At 34.9% G+C, this 25,505-nt stretch carries 16 protein-coding genes and 1 tRNA gene; 5 read left to right on the plus strand and 12 right to left on the minus strand.

The annotated features are described in order from the left end of the window. Position 1 precedes the first annotated feature (1 nt). The 4 genes from BMX64_RS02330 to BMX64_RS02345 are packed head-to-tail and all read right to left on the minus strand — an operon-like array spanning position 2 to position 6,381. On the minus strand, positions 2-526 hold the full coding sequence (locus BMX64_RS02330) for a DUF3341 domain-containing protein (RefSeq protein ID WP_091165797.1): 525 nt from the start codon (positions 524-526) through the stop codon (positions 2-4). Beyond that, positions 519-1,922, minus strand: a complete 1,404-nt coding sequence (gene nrfD, locus BMX64_RS02335) for an NrfD/PsrC family molybdoenzyme membrane anchor subunit (RefSeq protein ID WP_091165799.1) — start codon at positions 1,920-1,922, stop codon at positions 519-521. The genes BMX64_RS02330 and nrfD overlap by 8 nt, the downstream gene beginning before the upstream one ends. A 38-nt stretch (positions 1,923-1,960) precedes the next feature. Next, a complete protein-coding gene (locus tag BMX64_RS02340) occupies positions 1,961-5,017 on the minus strand; it encodes a TAT-variant-translocated molybdopterin oxidoreductase (protein ID WP_091165802.1) in 3,057 nt (1,018 codons plus the stop codon). A gap of 29 nt (positions 5,018-5,046) precedes the next feature. Then, the gene (locus BMX64_RS02345; RefSeq protein WP_091165805.1) at positions 5,047-6,381 is read right to left on the minus strand and encodes a c-type cytochrome; all 1,335 of its coding nucleotides are present in this window, start codon (positions 6,379-6,381) and stop codon (positions 5,047-5,049) included. A 215-nt stretch (positions 6,382-6,596) separates the two neighbouring features. On the opposite strand from BMX64_RS02345, the gene BMX64_RS02350 reads away from it, so the two are divergent. Continuing rightward, the gene (locus BMX64_RS02350) at positions 6,597-6,986 is read left to right on the plus strand and encodes a DUF3627 domain-containing protein (protein WP_091165811.1); all 390 of its coding nucleotides are present in this window, start codon (positions 6,597-6,599) and stop codon (positions 6,984-6,986) included. A gap of 706 nt (positions 6,987-7,692) precedes the next feature. Here BMX64_RS02350 and infB read toward each other — a convergent pair. From infB to rimP, 3 genes are all read right to left on the minus strand, one after another. Continuing rightward, a complete protein-coding gene (infB, locus tag BMX64_RS02355) occupies positions 7,693-10,590 on the minus strand; it encodes a translation initiation factor IF-2 (protein WP_091165816.1) in 2,898 nt (965 codons plus the stop codon). Positions 10,591-10,702: 112 nt separating this feature from the next. Beyond that, a complete protein-coding gene (gene nusA, locus BMX64_RS02360) occupies positions 10,703-11,956 on the minus strand; it encodes a transcription termination factor NusA (RefSeq protein WP_039108733.1) in 1,254 nt (417 codons plus the stop codon). Positions 11,957-11,969: 13 nt separating this feature from the next. Further along, the gene (gene rimP, locus BMX64_RS02365) at positions 11,970-12,434 is read right to left on the minus strand and encodes a ribosome assembly cofactor RimP (RefSeq protein ID WP_091166529.1); all 465 of its coding nucleotides are present in this window, start codon (positions 12,432-12,434) and stop codon (positions 11,970-11,972) included. A gap of 178 nt (positions 12,435-12,612) precedes the next feature. On the opposite strand from rimP, the gene BMX64_RS02370 reads away from it, so the two are divergent. Then, a complete protein-coding gene (locus BMX64_RS02370) occupies positions 12,613-13,437 on the plus strand; it encodes a universal stress protein (RefSeq protein ID WP_091165821.1) in 825 nt (274 codons plus the stop codon). A gap of 139 nt (positions 13,438-13,576) precedes the next feature. Here the strand turns inward: BMX64_RS02370 and BMX64_RS02375 are convergent. Continuing rightward, positions 13,577-13,647 (minus strand) — tRNA-Gln (locus tag BMX64_RS02375). A 255-nt stretch (positions 13,648-13,902) separates the two neighbouring features. On the opposite strand from BMX64_RS02375, the gene BMX64_RS02380 reads away from it, so the two are divergent. Next, positions 13,903-17,184, plus strand: a complete 3,282-nt coding sequence (locus tag BMX64_RS02380) for a glycosyltransferase family 117 protein (RefSeq protein WP_091165825.1) — start codon at positions 13,903-13,905, stop codon at positions 17,182-17,184. Between the two features lie 69 nt (positions 17,185-17,253). Further along, the gene (locus BMX64_RS02385; protein ID WP_091165830.1) at positions 17,254-17,895 is read left to right on the plus strand and encodes a polysaccharide deacetylase family protein; all 642 of its coding nucleotides are present in this window, start codon (positions 17,254-17,256) and stop codon (positions 17,893-17,895) included. 15 nt (positions 17,896-17,910) lie between these two features. Here the strand turns inward: BMX64_RS02385 and BMX64_RS02390 are convergent, their stop codons facing one another. From BMX64_RS02390 to BMX64_RS02400, 3 genes are all read right to left on the minus strand, one after another. Beyond that, complete coding sequence (locus tag BMX64_RS02390) at positions 17,911-18,207, minus strand: thioredoxin family protein (protein ID WP_091165834.1); 297 nt, start codon at positions 18,205-18,207, stop codon at positions 17,911-17,913. Between the two features lie 72 nt (positions 18,208-18,279). Continuing rightward, on the minus strand, positions 18,280-19,515 hold the full coding sequence (locus BMX64_RS02395) for a metallophosphoesterase (protein ID WP_091165838.1): 1,236 nt from the start codon (positions 19,513-19,515) through the stop codon (positions 18,280-18,282). A gap of 168 nt (positions 19,516-19,683) precedes the next feature. Beyond that, positions 19,684-21,207 (minus strand): hypothetical protein, encoded by a 1,524-nt coding sequence (locus BMX64_RS02400; RefSeq protein WP_091165841.1) that lies wholly within the window; start codon positions 21,205-21,207, stop codon positions 19,684-19,686. 336 nt (positions 21,208-21,543) lie between these two features. Between BMX64_RS02400 and polA the strand changes: the two genes are divergently transcribed. Then, positions 21,544-24,387: a DNA polymerase I gene (gene polA, locus BMX64_RS02405; protein ID WP_091165844.1), complete on the plus strand. Its 2,844-nt coding sequence runs from the start codon at positions 21,544-21,546 to the stop codon at positions 24,385-24,387. An 85-nt stretch (positions 24,388-24,472) separates the two neighbouring features. Here polA and BMX64_RS02410 read toward each other — a convergent pair whose 3' ends face one another. Next, positions 24,473-25,498 (minus strand): LacI family DNA-binding transcriptional regulator, encoded by a 1,026-nt coding sequence (locus BMX64_RS02410; RefSeq protein WP_091165848.1) that lies wholly within the window; start codon positions 25,496-25,498, stop codon positions 24,473-24,475. Positions 25,499-25,505: the final 7 nt, after the last annotated feature.

The following is a 25,505-nucleotide window of genomic DNA, read 5'->3' on the forward strand; positions in this document are numbered from 1 at the left end:
ATTAATGCTTATCTATTACTTTAACTTCTACAGCTCCTGTACTTTGGAAAAAAGAAATCAATTCCTCTTCGTTATCATTTACAGCAACTTCCATTAAAAAATGGTCATCTGTAGTTCTTACATCTGGATTTTCTGCTTCTTTGAAAGGCCACAATTTACTTCTCATATAAAAAGTAATAACCATTAAGTGAGCCGCAAAAAACACCGTAAGTTCAAACATAATTGGCACGAAAGCCGGCATGTTTTCAATATAACTGAAACTTGGTTTTCCACCAATATCTTGTGGCCAATCCTGAATCATAATATAATTCATCATCGCTGTTGCTACCGAGATACCAACACAACCATAAAGAAAAGCACAAATAGCTAATCTTGTAGGTGCAATTCCCATAGCTTTGTCCAAACCGTGAACCGGAAATGGAGTAAAAACTTCTTCAATATGATGATGAGCTGCTCTGGTTTTTTTAACCGCATCCATCAATATATCATCGTCATTATAAATGGCGTATATTACTTTATTACTCATGATGTGAATCTTTATTTGCTTCTCTTTCTCTTTTGTAATTATCTCCAGTTCCTTTCAAAATTGTTTTTACCTCTGCTTGGGCAATTACAGGGAATGTTCTTGAATACAATAAGAACAATACAAAGAAGAAACCTATTGTTCCGATGAAAATTCCAATATCAACAAATGTAGGTGAAAACATTGTCCAAGAAGATGGTAAATAATCTCTATGTAACGAAGTTACGATAATTACAAATCTCTCAAACCACATTCCAATATTTACAACTATCGAAATTATAAACGAGAACAAGATACTTGTTCTTAATTTTTTGAACCACATGAATTGCGGAGAAAAAACATTACAAGTCATCATTGACCAATATGCCCACCAGTAAGGTCCGGTAGCTCTGTTTAAGAAAGCATATTGTTCGTACTCTACACCAGAATACCATGCAACAAATAATTCAGTTATGTAGGCAACCCCAACAATAGATCCCGTAATCATGATAACGATATTCATCAACTCAATGTGTTGAACCGTGATATAAGCTTCTAGATTAGACACTTTTCTCATGATGATAAGCAAAGTATTTACCATTGCAAATCCTGAGAAAACCGCTCCAGCAACAAAGTACGGAGGGAAAATTGTAGTATGCCATCCTGGAATAACAGAAGTAGCAAAGTCCATCGATACAATAGTATGCACAGAAAGTACAAGTGGAGTAGCTAAACCTGCAAGTACCAAAGATACTTCTTCAAAACGTTGCCAGTCTTTTGCTCTACCGCTCCATCCGAAACTTAATATAGAATACACTCTTTTATTGAAAGGAGTAATAGCTCTATCACGTAACATGGCAAAATCAGGCAATAAACCAGTCCACCAGAATACTAATGAAACCGAAAGATACGTTGAAATTGCAAATACGTCCCAAAGTAATGGCGAGTTAAAGTTTACCCAAAGAGAACCAAATTGATTCGGAATTGGTAAAACCCAATACGCTAACCATGGACGTCCCATGTGGATGATTGGAAATAAACCTGCTTGAATAACCGAGAAAATTGTCATTGCTTCTGCAGAACGGTTAATTGCCATTCTCCAACGCTGACGGAAAAGCAATAATACCGCTGAAATAAGTGTTCCTGCGTGACCAATACCAACCCACCAAACAAAGTTCGTGATATCCCAAGCCCATCCAACAGTTTTATTTAATCCCCATGTTCCAATACCTGTAGATACGGTGTAAATGATACAGCCAAGTCCCCAAAGGAAGGCTATTAATGCGATTGAAAACACAATCCACCAATGTTTGTTTGCTTTACCTTCAACAGGCGCAGCTACATCTACAGTTACATCGTGATAAGATTTATCACCTATAACTAAGGGTTTTCTAATGGTTGCTTCGTAGTGAGACGACATAATCCTTTATATTGATTCTTAATTAATTATTTTTTGTACTAGGTATTTCTAACTTTAACGTGGTAAATCACATTTGGTTTTGTTCCAACATGCTCCAATAAATGATACATTCTTTCGTCAGCAGCTAATTTAGTTATTTCAGCTTCTGAATCATTTACATCCCCAAATTTCATTGCTCCAGTAGAACAAGCATTTGAACATGCTGTTTGGAATTCACCATCAACGATTGCTCTTCCTTCTCTTTTTGCTTTCAAAATTGTTGCTTGTGTCATTTGAATACACATTGAACATTTCTCCATAACTCCACGAGAACGAACATTTACGTCTGGATTCAATACCATACGTCCTAAATCGTCATTCATATGATAATCGAATTCACTGTTTTTGTTGTACAAGAACCAGTTAAAACGACGCACTTTATACGGACAGTTGTTAGCGCAATAACGCGTTCCAACACATCTGTTATAAGCCATATGGTTTTGACCTTGACGAGAGTGTGAAGTTGCAGCAACTGGACAAACCGTTTCACAAGGTGCATGATTACAATGTTGACACATTACAGGTTGAAAAGATACTTGTGGGTTATCACCCGCTTTTTCCATTTCATTAAATGTAGACAATGAACTTGATAAACCAGCTATATTTTCTTTTCTTTCATTATCACCTTCAAAAGTACTTTCAGAAGAATAATATCTGTCAATACGCAACCAGTGCATATCACGACTTCTTCTAACTTCTGATTTTCCAACAACAGGTACGTTATTTTCAGCATGACAAGCAATTACACAAGCACCACAACCGGTACAAGCGTTCAAGTCAATCGAAAGATTAAAATGGTGACCCGTTGAACGATCAAATGAATCCCATAAATCTACTTTGGTTGCTTCAACTTCTTTGTGGTCCAATGAAACCATTGGTTGTGTATTCCAAACCTGAGCATCTTTTGTATTGAAAATTTCTAAAGAAGTTTCTTTAATAATATCACCTCTTCCCATCAATGTTTTCTGACCTTGAACACAAGCAAACTCATGCTCTCCTCCAGCTTTCGCCAATGTTACAGACTGTACATTATCAAAACCTTTATATAAAGAGTAGGCATTTAAACCCACCATCATTTCTTCTTTCAAAGCCGCTTTACGACCGTAACCTAATGCTAAACCAATAGTACCAACAGCTTGACCTGGTTGAACTATTACCGGAACATTTTCTAACTTAGTTCCATCGGCAGTAGTAATAGTAGCATAACTTCCGTTTAAACCACCATTTGCAACGATTTCATTAGAAAGTTCGTATTTCTTAGCATCTGCATTCGAAACAGTAACATAATTATCCCAAGATACTCTTGTAATTGGATCCGGAAACTCTTGTAACCAAGGGTTATTTGCTTGTTGTCCATCTCCCATACCAGTTTTAGTATATAAAACAAGCTCTAGTCCTTGAGCAACTTTTGATTTTGCCAAAGCATTTGCAGCAGCACTAAAATCAGCAGAACCGGCAGATACAGTTGGAACAACTCCAACATAAACGCCATCATGTAACACTTTGTTCCAAGAAGAACCAGCTATTATTGTTGATGCATTAGCCTTAATATAATCGTAGAAAGTACCAGTAAGTCCATTTAAAGATAACAAGACATCTTGAAATTGTTTTGTAGTGAAAAGAGGGCGAATTGCAGGCTGAGTAATTCCGTAAGTACCTTTTGTAATACTTACATCATTCCATGATTCTAAATAATGAGGAACAGCAGCTGCAATAGTACTTACTAAAGCAGTTTCATCTTCTTTTAAAGAAAATGCCACTGATGTTTTAACTTTTTTAAGTCCTTCAACAAAAGAAGCACTATCTGCTAAAGTATAAACTGGATTAACACCACTCATGATCAAAGTATGAACGCTTCCCGCTTTCATATCATTGATTAACTGAGTAACTTTTGCATCAGATCCTTTTCTGATTTGTCTTACTCCAGAAGTACTGAAAGCTTCACTTGCCAACACTTGGTTGATAGCCAAAACTAACAACTGAGCATTTTTATCTTGAATCCCTGATACCAATACTCCTTTTGAACCAGCAGCTTTCAATTGTTGAGCCGCTTTTGTAACTTCTGCTTTAAATTTATCTTCTAAACTTACAGCAACAGAAGAACCAGTTACAATATTATATATATGAACTAATGCTTGTTTTTGATTAGCAGTAGACATTGGTAAACGCTTATCAGCAGCAGCACCAGACAAAGTCATATTTGCTTCTAACTGAAAATGACGAGACATCTTCCCTGCTTTAGGAATTCTTCCTTTAGCATAACCTGAATCAAATCCTCCACCTTGCCAATCTCCAAGGAAGTCAGCTCCAACAGAAACTATAAGCGAAGCTTTAGAAAAATCGTAATCAACCAAAGCTCTTTCTCCATAAACAGTTTCAAAAGCATCTAATGCTTCAGATTCAGATACAGCATCATAAACAACATGTTTAGCATTTGGATTTTTACCAATAAACTCAGCGATCAACTTTTCAGTTGATGGACTAGCTAATGTATTTGTCAAAAGCACAACTTGACCACCTTTTGCAGCAGCATCAGTTATACTTGATTTAATTTTAGAATTAACAGCAGACCAAGTTGAATTTTTACCTTCAATTTTAGGCTCTTTCAAACGCATACTATCATATAAAGATAGAATAGACGCATGAATTCTTGCATTAGCACTAAACTTAGCTCCCGCAATAGTATTATTATCTATTTTAATAGGACGCCCTTCACGAGTTTTTACCAAAAGATTAGCAAAGTCAAATCCATCAAAAACAGAAGTTGCATAATAATCCGCCACTCCAGGAATGATTTGCTCCGGCTGAAGCACATAAGGTATAGACTTGTTTACAGGACCTTCACAAGCTGCAAGCGTAGCTGCTGCAGTACTAAAACCAACGTACTTTAAAAAATCACGACGTGATGTTGACGAAGATGACAAAGCATCATTATTTCCTAAAAATTCATCAGTAGGAATTTCTTCAACAAATTCGTTATTTCTAAGCGCCTCAACAATAGAACTATTTTTGTCTAGTTCTTCAACACTTTTCCAGTATTTTTTGTTTGATGACATATATAAATATTAAAATCTTAATAATTTGATTAATAGTGGCATTTACCGCATTCTAAACCTCCCATTTGCGCCGCAGTCAATTTGTCTACACCGTATTTCTTAGAAAGTTCATCATGTATTTTAGTGTAATACTCATTGCCTTCCATTTTAACATCCGTTTTCCTATGGCAATCAATACACCAACCCATTGTTAATGGAGCAAATTGTTTTTGAATCTCATACTCTTGAACTGGACCGTGACATGTTTGACATTCAATTCCAGCCACAGTTACGTGTTGAGAGTGATTGAAATAAACAAAATCAGGTAAATTATGAATACGAACCCATTTTACAGGTTGTGTTTTTCCAGTATAACTTTGCGTTGTTTTATCCCAACCAACCGCAGTATATAATTTTTGGATTTGCTCATCATAGAACGCTTTGCTGTACTCTGGAGTAGCAGTAGTTTCAGCAACTTCAGCAATATTCTTATGACAGTTCATACAAACATTCAAAGAAGGAATCCCAGCATTTTTACTCACACGAGCAGCAGAGTGACAATACTTACAATTGATTTCATTGTCACCAGCATGTATTTTATGTGAATAATGAATTGGCTGGATTGGAGCGTAATCCTGATCAACACCAACTTGCATCAAATAACCATACACAAAGTAGGCACTGGCTAAAAGCAAAAATATTGAAGTTACTAAAACCAAAAATTGATTTCTAGCAAACGCTTTCCAAATAGGAGTTGTTGGTGTTTTTGGCACTGTTACAATTCCATTAGCCTTTGCCACTTTTGACAAAACTTGATTTACCAAAAACAACATCACTACCAAAATAACCATAACAAGTGCTAAAGCACCTAATATAATGTTATTTGAAACTCCACCGTCTGAAGGCGTAGTCCCAGGAACCGCTTCAGCACCACCGGCTGCCGGAGCTGGAGCTTCTGCTTTTGGCTCCGATGTGTAAGCAATGATATTATCAATGTCAGCATCAGATAATTGAGGAAAAGCCGACATTACTGCCTTATTGTTTTCTTCAAAAACTTTTACAGCCTGAGCATCTCCAGACTTAATCAAATCAGAACTATTTTTAATCCATTTGTAAAGCCATGGCATATCATACTTACCAGCTACACCCCTAAGAGCAGGTCCAGTAGCTTTAGCATCTAATTTGTGACATGCAGCACAATTTGCATTAAACAATTCTTTACCTTTTACAGCATCTCCACCAGTTGCCGCAGCAGGAGCTGCAGCTGCATCAGTCACTGCAGGAGCAGCTTCTTGAGCAAATGAAGTTAAAGAGAAAATTAACGATAAGGCTAAGCCTAAAAATAATTTCCTTGAGATCGAATTATGGTTACCCACCTTTTTCATATAGTATAATGATTATCTACTAAAAATTGGCACAGTTTTTTCTAATTGAATTATCAAAACTGATCCTTTATTTTAAAACTTGGACAAAAATACGACTTAAGAACTATTCTCAAAACCTTAAAATAGTCTTAATTTCAATTTATATCAATTCTAAATAACATTTGCCGTTTGGTATCATTCATTAAATATTACTTTTGCACAAAAACAATCACATTATGAGAATTTTAGCCACCCAAAAAGCCTTTTTCATCTTTCTTGCATTATGTATTTCAACACTCAACACAAGTGCACAAGATGCAAATATCACAGTAAAACAAGACTCAAAATTTGAACAATTATTAAATGAGAAGAGAAAAACAAATGTTTCAAATACTGTAAATGACCGATATAAAATTCAAATTTTCAGTGGAGACAGCGAAAAAGCTAAAAACACGCTTAATCAATTCAGACAAGAATTCAGCGACTTAGACGGTACTATTATATTTTTTACTCCAAATTATAAAGTTTGGGTAGGGAATTTCAAAACCCGAATTAAAGCGGAACGCAATCTAATTGAAATCAGAAAAAGCTACAGTAATGTGCATTTGATAAGACCTAATAAATAATAAAAATTACCGTTTTTTTTCTCAATATAACATGTTCTTACACAAGAAAGCCATTCGTAACGAATGGCTTTCTTGTTTTTATTTTATTCTAAAAACTTCATAGTCAAACTATCGGAGTAGCACTAAGCAACTACATTCAAATAGACTTTTATGATAATATTCATTGAAGTAGCTATGTTATAAGTCTATATAAACTATTAAACGGTCTACGCTACTTAAATCAAATTTATTGTTAAAACAGGATACATTTTAGCAAAATTTTATTGCTATATCCTCTACAATTAAGCAAGAAACCTTTCCCTCAATTAACTTTATAAAATAGTATCAAAATGAAATACCTACAGTTCCAATAGCATGGAAATACCTTTTTTTTAAGCTATACATCAAAATACCTTGCTAAAATAATTTTCTCTAAATAATCGTTTGAAAATTAAAATATAACTATTTCTTCCTAAAAAAAATTTATTACACTAAAGCCTTCTTGTTTGCGTGAGGGATAGCAGCTAGCTACCCTGTAGCACGGATAGCCCGGCAGCATCTAGGAAAAAGGGCAATGAACGGCATATTGCTGGCCCTTTTTCCTAGATGGTGACACGCCCAAATAAAACAAAACGACTCTAATTGCTGTAGTAACAACAATTGGTTAAATATATAAAACAAAAAATCCCGACGAATCGGGATTTTAATTTTAAAAAATATTGAAATTCTATTTCAATTTCTTTTTGATTGCTACCTCATGGTAAGACTCAATAACATCTCTTTCTTCAATGTCATTGTATCCTTTTACTTGAATACCACAATCATATCCTTTGGCCACTTCTTTTACATCATCTTTGAAACGTTTCAACGCTAACAATTCTCCTGTAAAGACAACAACACCTTCTCTAATGATTCTCATTTTAGCATTTCTGGCAATTTTACCATCCATTACCATACAACCTGCAATTGAGCCTACTTTAGAGATTTTGAATATCTCTCTGATCTCAGCTGTACCCAGAATTTCTTCTTTCATTTCTGGAGCCAACATTCCTTCCATTGCATCTTTCAAGTCGTCGATAGCCGCATAGATAATAGAGTAATAACGGATATCAATTTCTTCTTTGTCTGCTAATTGTCTTGCATTTCCAGCAGGACGAACATTAAATCCAATGATAATTGCATCTGAAGCAGAAGCCAACATTACGTCAGTTTCAGTAATTGCCCCAACACCTTTATGGATAATATTAATTTGAATTTCTTCAGTAGATAATTTAGAGAATGAATCAGACAATGCTTCAACTGATCCGTCAACATCTCCTTTAAGGATAATATTCAATTCTTTAAATTGACCCAATGCAATTCTACGTCCAATTTCATCTAATGTAATATGACGTTGTGTACGAACTGATTGCTCACGCATCAATTGAGAACGTTTAGAGGCAATTTGTTTCGCTTCTTTTTCGTCTTCGAAAATATTGAACTTGTCACCCGCTGTTGCTGCTCCATCAAGACCAAGAACTGAAACCGGAGTCGAAGGACCCGCAACAGTTACAATGTTCCCTCTTTCATCATGCATGGCTTTAATTTTACCATGATGCTTACCAGCCAACATATAATCTCCAATTTTCAATGTTCCGTTTTGAACTAATATCGTAGAAACATATCCTTTTCCTTTATCAAGGAAAGCCTCAACAACAGTTCCAGAAGCCGCTTTATTTGGATTTGCTTTCAAATCTAAAAGTTCTGCTTCTAACAATACTTTTTCTAATAATTCTTTCACGCCTGTTCCTACTTTCGCAGAAATATCATGTGATTGAATTTTTCCACCCCAATCTTCAACAAGTAAATTCATACCTGCTAATCTTTCTTTTACTTTTTCAGGATTAGCATTTGGCTTATCAATTTTATTGATAGCAAATATGATAGGAACTCCAGCTGCTTGAGCATGGCTAATTGCTTCTTTGGTTTGCGGCATGATGTCATCATCAGCAGCAATCACAATAATAGCAATATCGGTAACTTGAGCACCACGCGCACGCATCGCAGTAAACGCTTCGTGACCCGGTGTATCTAAGAATGCAATTTTTTGTCCATTATCTAAAGTTACTCCGTAGGCACCAATATGTTGTGTTATTCCTCCAGACTCACCTGCAATTACGTTTTCTTTACGAATGTAATCCAGTAACGATGTTTTACCGTGATCGACGTGACCCATTACAGTTACAATTGGCGCTCTGAAAACTAAATCTTCTTCTCTGTCTTCAACAACTTGAATTGCTTCTTCGATGTCCACAGTGATAAATTCAACTTCATAACCAAATTCATCAGCAACGATAGTCAACGTTTCTGCGTCAAGACGTTGGTTCATGGTAACCATGATTCCAAGTGACATACACGTTCCAATCACTTTAGTAATTGGCACATCCATCATGATGGCAATTTCACCTACAGTAACAAACTCAGTAACTTTAATAGTTTTACTTCCTTCGTCAATAGCTCTTTGCTCATCATCAGATTTCTGACGGTGCGTATCTCTTTTATCTCTTCTATATTTAGCTGCTTTAGACTTACCACCTTTACCTTGTAGTTTCTCTAAAGTCTCTCTAATTTGATTTTTAACTTCTTCTTCAGTAGGCTCAACTTTTGCAACAATAGCAGGTCTGTTTCCTTTTACAAAACCAGGTCTTGCACTTCTGTTAGCATTGAATCCTCCGCCACCTACATTAGGTGTAATCTTGTTAGGATTTGGCGCACCCGGAACTCCTGGTGTTGCAGGCGGTCTAGGAGCACCTGGTTTAGGAGCAATCCTTTTACGCTTGTTTTTATTTGCATTGGCTGCAGCCGAACCTGGAGCACCCGGTTTATTCGGAGTGATTTTTGGTTCTTCTTTTTTCTTCTTCGGTTTGTTGAATTGAGATAAATCAATTATTTGACCCGTTAAAGTAGTTCCCGATAGTTTTTGATATTGCGTTGTGATGGTTTCATCAACAGGTGCTTCATCAACTTTAACTGCCTCGGTTTTTTCAACTACTTTTGGTTCAGCAGGGACTTCTTTCGGAGCCTCTGTTTTCACCTCTTTTATCCCAACAACAGGTTTTACCTCTTTTTTGTCTGAAACAACTTTTTCTTCCAAAGGTTTTTCTGGTGACGGTTTTTCTGCTGAAACTTCTTTTTGAACCGCTTTTACCTCAGGTACTTTAGCAACTGGAGTCTCCACTTTTTCAACAGCTTTTACAGACGGAACGACTGAAGGTTTCTTCGGATTAAGATCAATCTTACCCACTTGAACAGGACCTGCTATAACCGCTCTTGCTTTTATAACCTCTTGTTGCTTAAGACGCTCTTCATCGACCTTACGTTTGTCATCGATTTCTTTCTCTCGTTCTAAACGCAAAGCTTCCTTTTCTTTTCTTTTCTCTTCCCCTACTTCTTTTGAAGCCTCCTTATTCCCTTTGTCACCTGCAAACTGACCGCACAAGACATTGTATACATCATCAGAAATTTTTGCGTTTGGATTTGCTTCAATAGCAATCCCCTTATCTTTTAGATAATCCACAGCTCTTTCTAAAGAAATATTCAATTCCCTTAAAACTTTGTTTATTCTAATAATTCTCTCTTCAGACATAAAACCTTTTTATTATTACCTTTTTTGTTATTCCTCACTTTACTCCCAACTCGATACCTACCGAGCAAGAATTAATTGTAAAATGGCATGTTTATCGTTGAAGACGTATTGACTAACTGTCAAATTCTTCTTTCAATATTCTCATTACATCTAGAATCGTTTCCTCTTCTAGGTCTGTTCTTCTTACTAAATCTTCTACATCTTGTTTCAAAATACTTTTTGCTGTATCTAAACCAATTTTTGCAAACTCTTCAATAACCCAGTCTTCAATTTCATCTGAAAACTCAGTTAATTCAACATCATCCTCATCAGCAGTTGCACCAGCAACATCTCCTTCGCGAATAACGTCTAATTCATAACCAGTCAATAAACCAGCTAATTTAATGTTGTGCCCACCACGACCAATAGCTTTAGAAACTTCTTCAAGTTTCAAGAAAACTTCTGCTCTTTTTGTCTCTTCATTTATTTTAATAGAAGACACTTTTGCAGGACTTAAAGCTCTTGTGATAAACAACTGTATGTTACTTGTATAATTGATAACATCAATATTTTCGTTTCCTAATTCACGAACAATTCCGTGAATACGAGACCCTTTCATACCTACACAAGCTCCAACAGGATCAATTCTGTCGTCATAAGAATCTACGGCTACTTTTGCTTTTTCACCTGGTATTCTTACCACTTTTTTAACCATGATTAAACCGTCAAACACTTCCGGAATTTCTTGTTCAAACAATTTTTCTAAAAACTTCTCCGAAGTTCTAGACATAATAATTTGAGGTTTATTTCCTTTTAATTCAACGCTTTCTATAATTCCTCTAACATTATCTCCTTTACGGAAAAAGTCAGAAGGTATTTGTTTTTCTTTAGGCAAGATGATTTCATTTCCTTCATCATCAACCAAAATCACCACTCTTGGACGCACATGGTGCACTTCAGCAGTATAGATATCACCTATTAAATCTTTAAATTGTTTGTAAAGATTTGTATTATCATGTTCATGAATTTTAGAAATCAAATTCTGACGTAAAGCTAAAATTGCTCTTCTTCCTAAATCAATTAATTTTACTTCTTCGGAAACTTCTTCACCAATTTCAAAATCAGGCTCTATTTTTCTAGCTTCAGTCAACGTAATTTCAAGATGATCAAAATCTAAGTCTTCATCAGCAACAATTACTCTTCTTTGCCATATCTCCATATCTCCTTTATCAGGATTTATAATGATATCAAAATTATCATCTGAACCGTATTTTTTCTTCAATGCATTTCTAAATACATCTTCTAAAATTGCCATAAGCGTTACACGATCAATAAGTTTATCATCTTTAAACTCTGAGAATGAATCGATTAATGCTAAATTTTCCATGCGAATTCTTTAATTAAAATGTTACTGTAACAATTGCTTCTTTTATATCTGCGTAAGGCAGTTTAAGTTCCTTTTGAACTGTTTCTTTCCCTTTTCCTATCTTTTTAGGTTCTCTTGCTTTCCAAGACAAAATTACAAAATCATCATTAGCATCCACTAATTCTGCTTCAATTATTTCCGCCCCAGTCTTTACAATCAATGTTCGTCCTATATTTTTCTTATATTGTCTTACTAATTTCAATGGAGACCCAACACCTACCGAAGCTACTTCCAGAGAATAATCTTGTTCTTCTCGGTCCAAATTACTATCTATGTATCTACTTACATCAATACAATCCTGAAGCGCTACCCCATTATCACCGTCTAAAGTCACAATAACCTTGAAAGCATCAGTGACAATAAGATCTATCAAAAAAATTGACGGCTTCTCTAAAAGGCCTTCTGCCAATAACGTATGTACTTTTTCTTTAAATGTCATATTTTTATAAAAAGAGGGGACATTTAGTCCCCTCATTATCTAGATTTTAATAAATAACCGTGCAAAGATAGTCTTTTTTTTTATAATTTAAAATAATCAGTTGCTGTTAAAATATTTCTTATCTTTATTAGACAATTTAAAGAACCCTTTTTCCTATAATTTTAAACCCTCCTAAATTATGAAACGAATTTTAGTTCCAACTGATTTTTCCGAACATGCTGAAGACGCTCTGAAAGCAGCCGCGCAAATTGCTAAAAAAAATGGAGCAGAGATATTTCTGCTTCATCTACTAGAACTGCCCAATCAAATGAATGACGCAGTGACAAATGGCAGCAGTATTCCCGAGGTCATGCTTTTTATAAAAAAAGCGAATGAAAAACTTCAAAAAATCAAGGAACAACCACACTTACAAGGAATCACCATTAGCACCACAGTACAATTTGAAAAAGCTTTTGATGGCATATTATCATTCAATAAAAAAAACAAAATAGACTTAATAGTCATGGGATCACATGGCTCCTCAGGCATCGAAGAAATCCTTATCGGATCCAATACAGAAAAAGTAGTACGCCTTTCAGACATCCCTGTATTAGTTATCAAAAAAGACTTAGATACATTTAACATTAAAAATATCGTATTCGCATCTGATTTTTCGAAAGAAATCAAAAAACCTTTCCTAAAAATGATTGAGTTTGCAAAAATATTTGATGCAAATTTAATTTTAGTCATGATTTGCACACCCAACAGCTTTAAAACAACCTCAATGGGCGAGAAAACGATGAAGAATTTTATTGCAGATTTTGAAGTCAATAATTACTCCATGCACATTTATAATGATTCCAATATCGAAAAAGGAATTCTAAATTTCACCAATATGGTTGGCGCAGATTTAATTGGTTTGTGCACACACGGAAGAACTGGATTATCCCATTTTTTTAATGGAAGCATCAGTGAAGATTTAGTAAACCACACCATAAAACCTGTTATAACTTTCAAAATCTAATTCACAAGAATTTAAACCGTGATGGGAAAGACAAACCTTGCCGTTAATCTCGGAAATTCAAAAAGAAACACAATTGTACTGCATAATTTCCCTTAAAATAAGGCATAAAAAAACCTCTCAAATAATGAGAGGTTTTTTGTTGGTCTACAAGGACTCGAACCTTGAACGACTGCACCAAAAACAGTTGTGTTACCATTACACCATAGACCAGCACAATTACTAAACTAATATTCTTGCTTAGCGAGTGCAAATTTATACTATTTTTTAGTTTGCGCAAACTTTTTTATCAATTTTATCAAAAAAATTTTCTCTAAAATTGAATTTAATTTCAAAAATAAACGAAAAAGATTCATAGTCAGAACGTTATTCAATTACATTACTTTTCCAGAAAATAGTGTTAATGCTATGGAGGATAAACAAAAAAACATTTTCTTTGTGACTTACAATTAAATTAAACTTTAGTACATGGATAAAGCAGCATTCAATTTCAATAAATGGAATACAATTATTGGTTGGTTTACATTTGGAGTCGCATTATTAACATACACTTTAACGGTTGAACCCACCATGAGTTTTTGGGATTGCGGTGAATACATAGCCACAGCAGCAAAACTTGAAGTAGGCCATCCACCAGGAGCTCCTTTATACCAGATGATCGGTGCCTTTTTCGCCATGTTTGCCACGGACGATACTAAAATTGCCTTAATGGTAAATATGATGTCAGTATTCTCAAGTGCTTTCACCATTTTATTTTTATTCTGGTCATCGTCAATGATATTAAAAAAATTAGTTTCAAGATTTTCTGAAATAAACAGGAATAATGAAATTGCAATCTTAGGAAGCTCACTTGTTGGCGCTTTAGCGTATACTTTTTCTGATAGTTTTTGGTACAATGCTGTTGAGGCCGAAGTTTACGCCATGGCTTCCTTATTTATTGCTTTATTATTTTGGCTTGGATTACGCTGGGAACAGGACATGGATAAACCAAGGGGTAACAAATGGTTATTAATCATTTCTCTTGTTGTTGGACTTTCATTTGGAGTTCACTTCATGGCTTTATTAACAATTCCCGCCATAGGTTTCCTTTACTTTTTCAAAAATTACAAAGTTGTTACCGTCAAAAACTTCATACTTGCGAATATTGTAGTTATTGCCATTTTGCTGTTTATTTTCAAAATGCTACTTCCAATGACCATGGGATTCTTTGGTAAAACTGAAGTTTTCATGGTAAATAACCTAGGATTACCGTTTGATTCAGGAACTATATTTGTTACTATTTTATTAGCAGCCTTGTTTTATTTTGGATTAAAATACACGAATAACAAAGGCTTGGCAACCTACAACACCTTAATTTTATGTGTTCTTTTTATCCTAATTGGCTTTTCTACTTGGACAATGTTGCCAATTCGCGCTAACGCCAATACCGTAATCAACGAAAACAAACCTTCTGATGCACGTGAAGTTCTTGCGTACTACAACAGAGAACAATACGGTGTAAACCCATTGTTTTACGGTCCGCAATACACCGAAGCTTTTTCAGGTTTAGACGAAAACAATCCTTATCTAGACAAAGCCCCCAATTATGAAAGAGACTACAAAACAGGTAAATATGTTATTGTCAATAATTTCAAAAATGCCGAACAAAATACGGATGACAACCACAAAACTATTTTACCAAGAATGTGGAGTGGCGATCATATTGAAAACTACATGAATTTTACAAATCCCCCTGAGTTCAGGTTAAATCCTAATTATCCTTACGAAAATGACCTGGCCAAATACGGGATTGACCCAAATCAACTTAGTGAAGAAGATTATAATAAAGCGATTGCGCAACTGAAAAATGAGACCGAAAAAATAATAACCGAATTCAGACAAGCTTACGCTCAAAAACAAATTGACAACGAAGGCTATGTTACGTTCCTAAAAAGCTATGGCGATTATTTATTGGTTGACAAACCAACAACTGCTGACAATTTGGGCTTCATGGTTGAATACCAATTTGGCTATATGTACTGGAGGTATTTAATGTGGAATTTCGTTGGTCGACAAAACGATGTTCAAGGAAGATACGATTACTTAGACGGGAACTGGCTCAGCGGAATATCATTTATAGACGAATTACACTTGGGCAGTCAAGAAAATTTACCATCAGATGTATTGAACAACAAAGGTAGAAATGTCTATTTCTTTCTACCGTTTATTCTAGGATTAATCGGCTTAATGTACCATGCCAATAAGGATTTAAAAAGTTTCTACGTTCTGCTGGCTTTATTCCTTTTTACAGGAATAGCGCTCAAAATATACTTAAACGAAAGACCTTTTGAACCACGAGAAAGAGATTATGCTTTAGTCGGCTCTTTTTACGTGTTTGCCATCTGGATTGGTTTTGGAGTTTATGCCTTATATGAAAGTATCCAAAAATATTTAGCTCCAAAAATTGCCGGCCCAATAATTATCTGCGCCAGTTTACTGGCTGCTCCTGTACTTATGGCTGCTCAAAACTGGGATGATCATGATCGTTCAGGAAAATATACTGCTGTAGCCATGGCAAAAGCCTACCTTACTTCGTGTGATCCAAATGCTATTTTATTTACCATTGGCGATAACGACACGTTCCCGCTTTGGTACGCGCAAGAAATTGAAAAAGTAAGAACGGATGTCAAAATTGTAAATACTAGTTTATTCATGACAGATTGGTATATAGATCAAATGAAAACCAAAACATACGAGTCAGATCCATTGCCTATTTCATTTACTCACGATCAGTACGTGGGAGATAAACTGGATTACGTAGCTCACATACCAAAAGTTGAAAGTCGTTGGGATATAAAAGATTTCATTAGTTTCATAAAAAACCCTAAATCTACGGTTGATATGCAAAACGGACAGACCATTCATTTTTATCCTACCAATAAAATTAGAATTCCTGTTGACAAAAATGTTATCATAAAAAATAAAGTCGTTAGTCCTAAATACAATGATTCTATTGTGCCTTACATAGATTTGGATATAAGTAAAAATGCGTTGTACAAAAACAGATTAATGATGCTGGATATTGTTGCCAATAACAACTGGAAACGACCTATTTATTTTAGCGGAGGTGCCTTTGATAACGAAGATTATATCTGGATGAAAGAGTATCTTCAACTAGAAGGAATGGTTTATAAATTAGTCCCAATAAGAACAATTATACATAAAGACGGCGGTCCGCTTGAAATGGGACAAATAGATTCGGATAAAATGTATGCTAAAGTTATGAAATGGGATTGGGGCAATAGCGAAAGTCCGAAAATTTATCACGACCCTGAAACCCGTAAAAACAGTATAACGTACAGAAGCAACCTTTCAAGATTAATGAATCAGTTGATCGTTGAAGGCAAAAAAGACAAGGCAAAAAACATAATTGATTTAGCCATGACAAAAATGCCTTTAGAATACTTCGATTATTATTCTTTAATAGAACCTTTCGCTGGTGGCTATTATAAAATTGATGAAAAAGTAAAAGCACAACAATTGCTGGAAAAACTAATCGGTAAGTATCAGGAAAACCTCAACTATTATGGCAAACTTAAATCTTCCGAGCAAAGCAGTATTGCAACTCCTATCATAATCGATATTGAACGTTACAGAAGCCTTTTGCAGGTCATGAAAGAAAATGGAGATGTAGATTTCTATAACAAGCATAAAATCACTTTCAACACGTACATCAAAATGTTTGAACGTTTTGGACGAGACAAAGAGTAATTTTAAATACCAATTAGAAAAGATAGCGATGTTGAAAAATATCGCTATCTTTTTTTTTAAAGCTAAAAAATGAAATTCTACTGGATCAAAACAAATTGGATCATTAAAAAAATGTTTTCTAATTATACTTGGGATGTTTCCAATACAGGAAACACCGTGTATCTCACATTCGATGACGGACCTATTCCAGAAATTACAACATGGGTTTTGGAAGAATTAAAAAAATACAACTTGAAGGCTACTTTTTTTTGTATTGGAGAAAATATTTCCAAGTATCCCGAAATATTCCACAAAGTAATCAAAGAAGGTCATTCCATAGGAAATCATACTTTTAATCATTTAAATGGCTGGAATACTGCTACTGAAGATTATATTGAAAATGTTGCACGATGCGAAGAAACGATTGACAAAAACATAAATCAAAATCTAAAACCCAGACTATTTCGTCCGCCTTATGGCAAATTAAAAACGGCTCAATCAAAAGCCATACGGAAATTGGGGTACAAAATAATTATGTGGGATGTACTTAGCGCTGATTTTGACACAACCCTATCTAAAGAAAAATGTTTGGATAATGTGCTGTCAAATATAAAACCTGGAAGCATTATTGTGTTTCACGATAGTATAAAAGCCTTCAAAAATCTTGAATACATGTTACCAAAAACATTGGACTTTTTAAAAGAAAATAATTTTAATTGTGCTGTTTTGTGACATCCAAAACCAATTTTACAATTGCTCCTGAACGATTCCAATAAGGGTATTGGCATCTAATTCTCCAGATTGTCTCCAGATCATTTGACCTTGTTTGTAAATCATCAATGTAGGCAAACCTTTGATGCGTAAAGCATCCGCTAATTCTTGATTTTTATCCACATCAATTTTAATCACTTTTGCTTTATCGCCAAGAGCTGCCGCTACATCTCTGATAACAGGATGCATAGAAACTGATGGTTCATTCCATTCCGTGTAAAAATCAATTAACACGGGTACTTGAGTATTTATAAGTTCTCCAAATTTTGACATAAAACCAAAAATTTAATTTTTAAATTCACTAAAAAGAGATATTTATTTTACAAATGTAGCATTTTTAACGTATTATGCCACATTCGTACCCTTTTTTAGTTCAATGACCGTTATTTCCGGCATAATTCCTACTCTACCAGGATAGGCATGAAAACCAAATCCTCTGTTTACATAAACGTATCTCCCTAAATTTTCGTACAAACCAGCCCATTGTTTGTATACATACTGTGCCAAACTCCATTTGAAATAACCCGGAATTTCGATACCAAATTGCATTCCGTGTGTATGACCCGAAAGCGTGAGGTGATAATGTTTCTCATCATGTTGCACGACGTGCTCCCAATGCGAAGGGTCGTGACTCATCAAAATCTTGAAGTCTTCTTTCTTTAACGGTCCCGCAGCTTTATTTAAATCTCCGGCCTGCTTGAAGTTATGACCCCAGTTTTCGACACCAACCAATGCTATTTTCGCATCTCCTTTTTCGATAAAAGTATGCTCATTCAACAATAAATTGAAACCAATTTCCCCATACAAACTTTTTATAGCTTTGAAATTTTCCTCTTTGGCTGCTTCTGTTGGCCATGTTACATATTCTCCATAATCGTGATTCCCCAAAACGGAATATTTGCCATATTCATGTTTTTTAATTCTATTGAACGTTTCTATCCAAGGATGCATTTCCTTGGCATCCGTATTTACAATATCACCGGTAAACAGAATTAAATCTGAATTTTGCTCATTAACCAAATCAATCGCGTAATTAATTTTTTCAGGATTATCAAAACTGCCACTGTGAACATCCGATATTTGAGTAATCGTAAAACCATCAAAAGCGTCCGGCAAATCAGGAAAAAAAATGCGTTGTTTGATTACTTTATAATTGTATTTCCCAACCGTCACACCATAAATTAAAGATAGAAAAGGAACCGCCGCTAATCCTAACCCTATTTGACTGATAAATTTTCGTCTGGAATTAAGGAAATCCGTGCCCTTGTCATAATCTACAAAATAATTTATGGTTCCCGCACCCAATCTAAAGATGTCTTCTCCCATTAACACAAGAGTCAAAATTAATTTTGGAACGTAAACAATCAGCAGCAAACCCATGATTACCATCATGTGTTGGGTTTGGCCAACGCTTCGGTCAAATTGCATTATCGAATAAACAATATACACTAAGACTACGATGCTAATAAGCTGAATGGAAAACAAAATTGGCTTTGATTTTATCAAAGTTTTTAATACCTGAAAAGTATAAAGCTCAACAATAAGAAGAATTAAGCACAAGAATACGATACGAAAGATCATTTTAATCAAATTTTAAACAAAATAACAAAAGAATTAACCAAAATGTTTTTTTATTAGTTAAAATTTAACGGTTGATTAAAGCTTAAAAAAGAACCAAAGTAAACATATAAAAAATTGCATTATTATTTTACTGAAATAATGCAATTTTTATGAATTTTAAAGTGAATTTTATTTCATTGTTATATTATAAGAGCGGAAGGTAAAAACTTTATTCGTACCATTCAATCGTTTAGCGCACAGTTCAATATACTCTCCATTAGCAAGAGTTACGGTTCCTGTAACTGCAATGCTCTGAATATTTGCGTTATTAGAATCTATAAAAGTTTCTGAAGCAGTAACAAAAGTGATGGGATTTCCAACAGAACTTTTGATAAAAAAGAATAATAGATCTGCAGCACCAGTACTACTACCTTCAAAAGAAATTGAAGCAGAAACTGTAAAAGTTCTAGGTTTCTTACCTGAATAAACTAATCTATTATTTGTTGAGCCATCCATTCTAAATAAATTAGTTGAAATGGTTGTTCCAGAGATTTTATAAGTTGCACCAATATCTGTTAAAGAACCGGCGGGAGAAGCTATAGCTCTATCTAAATAGATGTTTCCAGTAGAAAAAGAATCTCCTTCATTTGGAATTCCCGCACAACGTACAGTCCAATTATTGTTAAAATTATAGCCAGGAATAACACCTCCTGCAACACCATAGGGCTTTACATATCCTGCTGTATTATCCCCTGTAAACACAACGGTCTCCATCACCGCATCTCCAGCTATGACTGGGTTACTTGATACATCAAAACCAAAGGATGTTCCAGAAACTTCACTGAAACCACCCTGTTTTTCAACTAAGCCAAAAGTACCTACTAACTTTTCATACGTTCCTGAATTCGCAAGAGATGAACTACCACCAAACCAACCTGCATTATTAATCAATAACTTATTTATATCCTGATAAATAACTCCATTAGCGTTACCAAAATATTGAACGATACTCACAAATACTAATGAAAAATTTTTTATAAGGCCTACATTAGCTGAATTCCCGATAATAGCATCTCTTAAAATAAGATTTTGTGTTTGAGCCCCTATAGCTCCTGGCCCTGTAATATTGAAAACATTTCCTGCTGATGCCACTAAAGTCACTACCCTAATTGACCCTCCTGTTGTTCCTATAAAAAGATCTCCACTACTTTTAACTAACTTGTCCTCGCCAGAGTCCAATCCTGCGATATAAGCATTATTCAATTCAATAGGTAGATCTACTAGTACTTGTCCATTAATTTCATATAAGGTTCCAGTGTCCAAAAGATATTTAGTATTACTCCCTGCTGCCTTCTCCGCAGCCAATACCGTAGCTAATACATCACTAGATTTTATACGTTTAAATTTAAGTCTACCATTAGCATCACTACTCATTCTGTTCCATGATACTGCAGTACTATTATAATGATAAAAAGATTTCAAATCCGTATCGTACACGATCAACCCATCGGCAGGAGTCACAATAGCTGTTCTCTGTGCCGTTGTCATTCTCGGCGTCAACAATCCTTGTGTTGTAGAAGACACATCTAATACAGAACTTGCATTCGGAGTAGTAGTTCCAATTCCTACCTGTGCGAACACATTTGTTGTTATTGTCATAAAAATTAACAAACAGGCTTGTAATACCTTTTTAGCGGCGTAGTTTTTTTTCATAACAAATTTATTGAGTGAATATAAGACTTAAAAATAAAAAAAATCATTTAAATAATCGATTAAAAACACATATAATCGATTAAATACACTTTTTACGTCTTAATCATATTAAAAAACTTACTATTTTTAATGTGACACTCTTTTCTTTTTAGCTATTTATGTTTATTTAGTTTACCCGTTAGTTGTATTAAAATAGGCTCATTTTGCAAGAGCTACTAGATTGTTGCTTAGTACACATAAGCAAATTTCAACTGAAATTGGAACAAATCCTGCAATCCTGCACTCCTTTATATAACAAGTTTTGTACTTTTGAAAACTTTACAAAAACCATAGTTCATGTCACAACAAAAACGCCTGTTCCTTCTAGATGCTTATGCCTTAATCTTCAGAGGCTATTACGCTTTTATAAAAAATCCACGTATCAATTCTAAAGGAATGGACACATCAGCCATTATGGGTTTCATGAATTCACTGATGGATGTGATAAAAAGAGAAAAACCAGATCATTTAGCCGTTGCTTTTGACAATGGCGGAAGTCAGTTGAGAAATGATATATTCCCTGAGTACAAAGCCCACCGCGATGCCACTCCGGAAGCCATAAAAATTGCTATTCCTTATATCCAAGATTTACTGAAAGCCATGCATATTCCTATCATTGAAGTAAAAGGATATGAAGCTGATGATTTAATCGGGACTATTGCAAAACAAGCGGAAAAACAGAACTACAAAGTCTTTATGGTAACTCCTGACAAAGATTTTGCACAACTCGTTTCCGAGAATATTTTCATGTACAAACCTGCTCGAATGGGTAATGGAATAGAAATTTGGGGGATTCCGGAAGTTTTAGCAAAATTTGAAATTGAACGACCAGACCAAGTAATCGACTTTCTTGGAATGATGGGTGATGCTGCCGATAATATTCCTGGACTTCCTGGCGTAGGCGAAGTAACGGCCAAGAAACTTTTGAAAGAATTTGGAACCATGGAAAATCTTTTAGCCAACACTGACAAGCTAAAAGGAAAAATGAAAGAGAATATTGAAGCGAACAAGGAAAAAGGATTATTATCCAAAACCTTGGCAACCATTTTACTGGATTGTCCCGTTATTTTTGACGAAACAGATTATGAATTATCAACTCCAGATGTCGAAAAAACAGATGCGCTTTTCAATGAATTAGAGTTCAGAAGAATGGCGGAACAATTTGACGCCATATTCAAAAAAGGCGGAACTGCCTCTACCAATACCAATCCGGTTGACGAAACCAAATTATACAAAAAACCACAACCAAAAAACGAAGAACAGTTCGACCTTTTTGGAAGTGCAATTCAAGAAGATTCATCTGATGAAACACGCCATCAATACTACAATTCATTAGAAAATACCGAACATTCTTATCAGATTATTCAAGGGGATTTAGGCTTGAAATTGCTGTTGCAAAATTTGCAAAAACAGTCTTCTGTTTGTTTTGATACAGAAACAACCGGACTTGATGCTTTACATGCTGAGTTAGTTGGAATCTCATTTTCGTATGAAAAAGGAAAAGGATTCTATGTTCCGTTTCCAGAAAATCAAGAGGAAACTCAGACTTTAATCGAGAAATTCATTCCTTTTTTCGAAAATGAAAGCATTGAGAAAATTGGTCAGAATTTAAAATACGATTTAAAGATTCTTTCTAATTACAATGTTACCGTAAAAGGAAAATTATTCGATACCATGATTGCACATTATCTGATTAATCCAGATATGCGTCATAATATGGATATTTTAGCAGAAACGTATTTGAAATATTCGCCTCAATCCATTGAAACGTTAATTGGTAAAAAAGGAAAAAACCAAAAATCAATGCGTGATGTTGAACTGGAGGAAATCAAAGAATATGCCGTTGAAGATGCTGACGTAACCTTGCAACTCAAGGAAATATTCACTTTAGAATTAGATAAAACCGGAACCAAAAAACTTTTTGAGCAAATCGAAATTCCATTGGTAAAAGTCTTGGCTGATATGGAAAAAGAAGGAATCCGTGTGGATGTGGATTTCCTGAAATCGCTGTCGAAAACATTAGACGATGACATCAAAATATTAGAAGCCAACATATTTGAAACTGCAGGAGAAAAATTCAACTTGGCTTCTCCAAAGCAATTAGGCGATGTTTTATTCGATAAATTGAAAATTGGAGGCGCAAAACAAAAGAAAACCAAAACCGGTCAATATGCAACCGGAGAGGAAATCTTAAGTTATTTAGCCGCCGAAAACCCAATTGTAAAAGACATTCTGGATTGGCGACAATTAGTAAAATTACAAAATACTTATGTCGAGGCTTTACCCAATCAGGTTGATAAAATCACAAATCGCATTCACACCGATTATATGCAAACGGTGGCCGCAACAGGTCGTTTGAGTTCGAATAATCCCAACTTGCAAAACATTCCGATTCGTACGGAACGTGGAAGACAGATTAGAAAAGCATTCGTTGCCCGAGATGAGAACTACACTTTGGTTTCTGCGGATTATTCCCAAATAGAATTACGTGTAATTGCCGCATTGAGTGGGGAAGAAAACATGATTAAAGCATTCCAAAATCATGAAGACATTCACAAATCTACTGCTTCAAAAGTCTTTAATGTTCCGCTTGAAGAAGTGACTCGCGAGCAGCGAAGTCATGCCAAAACGGTAAATTTTGGAATTATTTACGGGGTTTCGGCTTTTGGATTGAGCAATCAAACTAACTTATCTCGCAAAGAGAGCGCTGATTTAATTGAGGCGTATTATCTAACCTATCCAAGATTAAAATCCTACATTCAGGAACAAATAGATTTTGCAAGAGAGAACGGTTATGTGCAAACCATCCTGGGGCGTCGTCGCTATTTGAAAGATATCAATTCGCAAAACGCCATTGTTCGTGGTGGTGCAGAACGAAATGCGGTAAATGCGCCGATACAAGGAAGTGCTGCCGATATCATCAAAATTGCGATGATTAATATTCATGAAAAACTAACGTCTGAAAACTGGAAAAGCAAAATGTTATTACAAGTCCATGATGAGCTTGTTTTTGACGTGCATAATTCGGAACTCGAAAAAATCCAACCAATGATAAAACACGAAATGGAACATGCGTTTAAACTTGATGTTCCTTTGGATGTAGACTTGGGAGCAGGAAAAGATTGGCTTGAAGCACATTAAATATCTTCCATTAAAGGCATAAAAAAAATCTCTAATCATTTAAAATGATTAGAGATTTTTTTTAGTTTTATATTACAATGAGTTGCTACAATTTCCTTGTTGACTCTCTTTCTTTCAACTTCGTTTTTATTACCACCGTTTCATAAGGAATGTGTTCTTCTTTGGACTCTAATCTGTCGATAAGCAATTTAGCAGCCACTTCTCCTATTTCAATTCCATGTTGACTCACCGTGGTTAAACTTGGAGACAGTCTTCGAGAAGCAAGAATTCCATCGGCAAAACCTATAATAGAAAGTTCTTCGGGAATTTTATATCCTTTTTTGATTCCAATTTTCAAAGCTGCTACTGAATCATTTTCATCCAAAGCAAAAACACCATCTATAGTATTGCCATCAAAAATACTTTCTATTTTATCTTTTAAATCCTCTTCAGAATCTGTTCTAAGAATTATATTCAAATTCACAGGAATATTGTTATTTTCCAATGCTTTGAGATACCCATCAGCCCTTAGTTTCCCAACACTTAAATTATCAATAGAAGACAACAAAGCGATATTTTTGCAGCCCAAGTCTATTAAATGTTGCGTAGAATTTAAAGCAGAATCAAAATCATCTACAATTACTTTATCACAATCCACTTCCGCAGCTATTCTATCAAACATAACTATAGGAGTTCCGTCATTAATAATTGCTGAAAAATGATTGTACTCATGATTCTTTTGGGCTTCTTCAGAAACTGATACGATGAATCCATCAATAGTCCCATTACTTAACATTTCCAGCGTATGCGCTTCTTTTTCTAAAGATTCATTGGAGATACACATAATCACATTGTATCCTTTCTCATCCGCTACTTTTTCTATACCGCTAAATACTTTGGCAAAAAAAGAATTGAGAATATTTGGAATAATCACCCCAATAGTTTTTGTCTTCCTGTTTTTTAGGTTCAGACCAATTACATTGGGTTTGTAATTTTTAAGCTTTGCGTATTCTTTGATTTTTATTTTAGTTAAATCACTAATCTCTGGACTATCATTAAGCGCTTTTGAAACTGTTGAAACAGAAACATTAAGTTCTTTTGCGATTTGTTTTAATGTAGCTTTGGCTTTCATGGAGAAA

It is taken from the genome of Flavobacterium sinopsychrotolerans (assembly GCF_900110375.1).
GTDB classification, from domain to species: Bacteria; Bacteroidota; Bacteroidia; order Flavobacteriales; family Flavobacteriaceae; genus Flavobacterium; species Flavobacterium sinopsychrotolerans.